Source organism: Chryseobacterium barbadense, from assembly GCF_042849955.1.
In the GTDB taxonomy this organism is placed as follows: domain Bacteria; phylum Bacteroidota; class Bacteroidia; order Flavobacteriales; family Weeksellaceae; genus Chryseobacterium.
This window is the reverse complement of sequence record NZ_BAAFHL010000107.1, coordinates 1-4,612: the sequence shown is the minus strand read 5'-3', so window position 1 is coordinate 4,612 and position 4,612 is coordinate 1. Positions and strand designations below refer to the sequence as shown.

6 protein-coding genes are annotated in these 4,612 nt (G+C 35.1%); all 6 read left to right on the top strand.

Annotated elements, in window-relative coordinates:
- Window positions 1-991, top strand: a 991-nt coding sequence (locus ACGHIN_RS16635) for a dihydrolipoamide acetyltransferase family protein (protein ID WP_390456132.1), incomplete at its 5' end; no start/stop codon positions are given.
- 129 nt (window positions 992-1,120) lie between these two features.
- Entirely contained in the window at window positions 1,121-1,789 is a 669-nt protein-coding gene (locus ACGHIN_RS16630) for an ABC transporter ATP-binding protein (protein WP_390456129.1), read from the top strand.
- 15 nt (window positions 1,790-1,804) lie between these two features.
- A complete protein-coding gene (locus tag ACGHIN_RS16625; protein WP_390456126.1) occupies window positions 1,805-2,380 on the top strand; it encodes a murein L,D-transpeptidase catalytic domain-containing protein in 576 nt (191 codons plus the stop codon).
- Window positions 2,381-2,403: 23 nt separating this feature from the next.
- Window positions 2,404-3,081: a RadC family protein gene (gene radC, locus ACGHIN_RS16620; RefSeq protein ID WP_390456123.1), complete on the top strand. Its 678-nt coding sequence runs from the start codon at window positions 2,404-2,406 to the stop codon at window positions 3,079-3,081.
- Window positions 3,078-3,971 carry a hypothetical protein gene (locus ACGHIN_RS16615; protein WP_390456121.1) on the top strand — a complete coding sequence of 298 codons (894 nt, stop codon included), beginning with the start codon at window positions 3,078-3,080 and terminating at the stop codon, window positions 3,969-3,971. The genes radC and ACGHIN_RS16615 overlap by 4 nt, the downstream gene beginning before the upstream one ends.
- 118 nt (window positions 3,972-4,089) lie before the next feature.
- Entirely contained in the window at window positions 4,090-4,602 is a 513-nt protein-coding gene (locus ACGHIN_RS16610; RefSeq protein ID WP_390456118.1) for a DUF7935 family protein, read from the top strand.
- The last annotated feature ends 10 nt before the right edge of the window (window positions 4,603-4,612 follow it).

The window sequence follows — 4,612 nt, the reverse complement described above, 5'->3', positions numbered from 1 at the left end:
AGTGGGGGCTTCAAAACCGGCTGCTCAGTCTGCGACGGAAAAACCAGCTGAACAAAAAACTGAAGCTAAAGCAGAAGAAAAAACTGCTCCGGCTGCAAGTTCTTCATCTACAGACAGAGTGGCAATTTCTCCGTTAGCGAAGAAAATGGCTCAGGAAAAAGGTGTTGATATCAACAGCGTTCAAGGTTCCGGGGAAAACGGAAGAATCATTAAAAAAGATATTGAAAATTATCAGCCATCTGCAAAACCAGCCGCTTCTGCGTCTGCTCCGGCAAGTGCAGCTGCACAGGTTGCTGTAAACTTTGTACAGGGTGAAGATACGGAAACTCCAAACTCTCAGGTAAGAAACATTATTGCAAAACGTCTTTCCGAAAGTAAATTCTCTGCTCCTCACTACTATCTGATGGTAGAGATCAATATGGATAAGGCTATTGAGGCGAGAAAAGAGATCAATTCTTTACCGGATACGAAAATTTCTTTCAACGATATGATCATCAAAGCGACTGCTATTGCTTTAAGAAAACACCCGCAGGTCAATTCAAGCTGGGCTGGAGATAAGATCATTCACAGAGGAAATATCAATATTGGGGTAGCAGTTGCAATTCCTGACGGATTGGTGGTTCCTGTTTTAAAAAATACGGATCAGATGAACTATACTCAAATTTCTGCTGCTGTAAAAGATATGGCTTCAAGAGCTAAATCTAAAGGCCTTAAAGCAAATGAAATGGAAGGTTCTACATTCTCTATTTCTAATTTGGGAATGTTCGGAATCGAAACCTTTACAAGTATCATCAATCAACCGAACTCTGCAATCCTTTCTGTAGGAGCAATCATTGAAAAACCAATTGTTAAAGATGGTCAGATCGTCGTTGGAAACACCATGAAACTTTCATTGGCGTGTGACCACAGAGTAGTGGACGGTGCTACAGGTGCAGAATTCTTACAAACTTTAAGAACATATCTGGAGAGTCCCTTAACTTTATTACTGTAACATTCTAGTTATAAATATATTAAAACCTCTCACTTCGAGAGGTTTTTTGTTAGGTTTTAATTTGGAAAATAAAAAATTATCGTTTATTTTCTTGTCCGAATTTCAAAATCAATTTAGTATTTTTGAATTATGATTAAAGCAAGAAATATCCATAAATCTTATGGAAATTTGGAAGTATTGAAAGGTGTTGATATCCACATAAAAGTTGGAGAAGTTGTATCTATTGTCGGAGAATCCGGTGCCGGAAAATCTACGCTTTTACAGATATTAGGAACATTGGACCAGCCTACCAACTCTAAACAAAACGATACTGAAATAACGATTGCGGGTGAATCCTTCATTAATATGAATGATAAGCAGCTTTCAAAATTCCGGAATCAAAATATCGGTTTCGTATTTCAGTTTCATCAATTACTTCCTGAATTTACTGCTTTGGAAAACGTTCTGCTTCCTACAAAGATTGCAGGAACCAGCGAAAAAGAAGCTATTGAAAAGGCCTATGCCCTGTTCGAAGACTTAAGAATTGAACAAAGACTACATCATAAACCCAATCAGTTATCAGGTGGTGAAGCGCAGAGAGTGGCGGTAGCAAGAGCTTTGATCAATTCCCCAAAAATCATTTTCGCAGATGAACCTACAGGAAATCTGGATTCAAAGAATGCAGATGATCTTCACCGGTTATTTTTTGATTTAAGAGACAAATATGATCAAACCTTTGTGATCGTTACCCATAACCCTAATCTTGCTGAAATTACAGACAGAAAGCTGATTATGAAGGATGGTATGATCATTGAGTAAAAAACACACTTTCTGATGATGAAACTGTTCCTTTTTCTGTTCCTTTTTATTATTTCCTGCTCTAAAGTTGAGTCCCAGGGAAATTTTGTTGATTTGCCTCAATCAAAAGTTTCGGAGATCAGGAGCTTTATAAAAGGTAAAAATTATAATCAGAATCTGGCCGTTTTTATCAACTTTAAAGTTCATTCAGGAAAATATCGTTACTTCGTCTATGATCTGAAGAATGATAAAATACTGCAGAAAGCAATAGTTTCTCATGGTTCAGGCTCAGTAATTCAAAATTCAGAATCGCTTGCATTCAGTAATGTGGAAGGCTCTTATCAGTCTTCTTTAGGCAAATACGAGATCAAAGAGAGCTATGTAGGGAAATTTGGAAAATCTTACCGTTTAAACGGATTGGAAAGTACTAATAATAATGCTTTACAAAGAGCTATTGTGCTGCATTCTTACAGTTGTATTCCGGATCAGGAATCCCAAAATCCAGTATGCCTTAGTTTAGGATGTCCCATGCTTTCCGCCAATGCCTTTAATCAGACAGCAAAATATATAGATCAATCGAAGCAACCGATTATTCTTTACGCTTTTTATTAGCCCCATCATCAAAAACACAAATTATGACCATCAAATTCCTTGCACAAGACGACAGACCCCGAGAAAAATTTTTGCTCAAAGGAAAAAGCTCACTTTCAGATTCTGAATTGCTTGCCATCATTATGGGAAGCGGAAGCAGGGATGAATCTGCTTTAGAGCTGGCAAGAAAAATATTATTTTCTGTAGGAAACAATTGGAATCAACTCAGTTTACTTTCCGTAAAAGACCTGATGAAATTCAAGGGTGTAGGAGAAGTAAAAGCCATTTCCATTGCAACCGCATTAGAGATTGGACGAAGAAGAGCCGGTCAGGAAGTCTCTGAAAAACCTATTATTTCGAATAGTGGTGACGCTTATCAGGTATTCAAAAACCAATTATCTGATTTACGTGCTGAGGAATTCTGGGCAGTTTATGTTAATCAGAGCAATAAAATAGTTCATCTCTCCAAATTAACACAGGGGGGAATCAGTCAATCTATTGTTGATGTAAGGATTTTATTCAAAACGGCTTTGGATCATTTTGCTACAGGAATTATTATAGCTCATAACCATCCTTCAGGAAGCTTAAAACCCAGCAGGGAAGACCTCAATATTACCAAAAAAATAAAAGAAGCAGGTGAATTTTTAAGTGTTCAGCTTTTGGATCACCTGATTATAACACAAAATTCTTATTTTAGTTTTTCAGACGAAGGTTTATTATGATCAGAAGACTAAAATATCATGAAATTGACTTCAATAAATATTCGGAATGCCTGGAAAGCTCTGAGCAAAGGAAATATTCTGCTTCCAAAGATTTTCTGGACATCACTTCCGGAAAACAGTGGGAAATTCTAGTCTATAATGATTATGAAGCCGTAATGCCAGTGCCTTATGTATGGAAATTCGGAATAAAAATTGTACATAACCCCAAACTTTGCCAACAACTGGGCGTTTTTTCAAAAACGGATAACCTACAGATTAATGATTTGTTTTTAAGCTTTTTTGAGAAAAAATATAACATTTGGTATTATGCTTTTAACAATGTTAATACATTCACCACGTCTTTACAACAAAGGAAAAATTTTCTTATTTTACCAGAATCTTATGAAATAGTGAGACAGAGGTATTCTCCTAAGAGAAAGCGTAAATTACGGCTTGATGAAGATGTTATTGAAAAATCAGAAATCCGGGATGTACGATTGGAAGAAATATGGGGATTTATTGTCGAAAGTATGATTGGGGCAAAGGATGACAAAGATAAAAAAGCATTTTTGCAATTATTCATGGATTTCGAAAAAGCAGGATATCTGAAAGTAACTGCTTTTTTCTATGATAACAGGGTGATTAATGCTATTGCTGTGTATCATGATGAAAAAACAGTAGTGCTTTTAGGAACTTTTAATAATAAGGATTTTATTAAGCTTTCCGGTTCGTCTGTAATTATAGATTATGTAATTTCCAAAAATATTGAACACAGAATATTTGATTTCGAAGGAAGCGAAGTCCCTGCTATTGAAGAGTTTTTCAGAGGCTTCCGCCCTGAGCTTGTAATGTATCCTGTTGTGTCGAATTCAAAAAAACAGGTGATCAAAAAGATTTTGAAAATTACTTAATATTTCATTAATAATTAAAGGCTATTTGTGCTGATTTAAAAGAATATTATTTCTTGAAATATTTCAATAAACTTATTCAATAACTACCAAATAATTAGTAATTTTGCCGTCTAAAAGAATGACAAGTTTTTCAGGATATTTACCGTATGCCTTTGCATTAATTATAGCAATACCCTTTCTGGTTTTGCTGAGACAGTTTGTATATACGTACATCAATCTTAAGAACCAGGAAATAAAGCTACTTTCAGTAAAATCCAATTCTGAAAATAAAACCCATTCTTATGAAAGAATGACTTTGTTTCTCGAGAGGATGAAACCATCTAATCTTATACAAAGATTTGATAAAGAGCTGGCTGTTCATGAGTTTATTTTCCTTACGGAAAAATCAATCAATGAAGAGTTTGAATATAATTCTTCCCAGCAGCTGTATTTAACAAAAAATTCATGGCAGAATATTGTCAATTCTAAGAATGCAATCATAGATTTGCTTCATAAAACCTATGAAGGATTTAATAACAATCCGGATCTGGACGAGTTTAAGACGGTCTTCATTATGAATTATATGAATGATGAAGATTATATTGCCGCTACAATAGAAGATTTAAGAAGGGAGATTTTAATAATAGCTTAATTAAAAAATA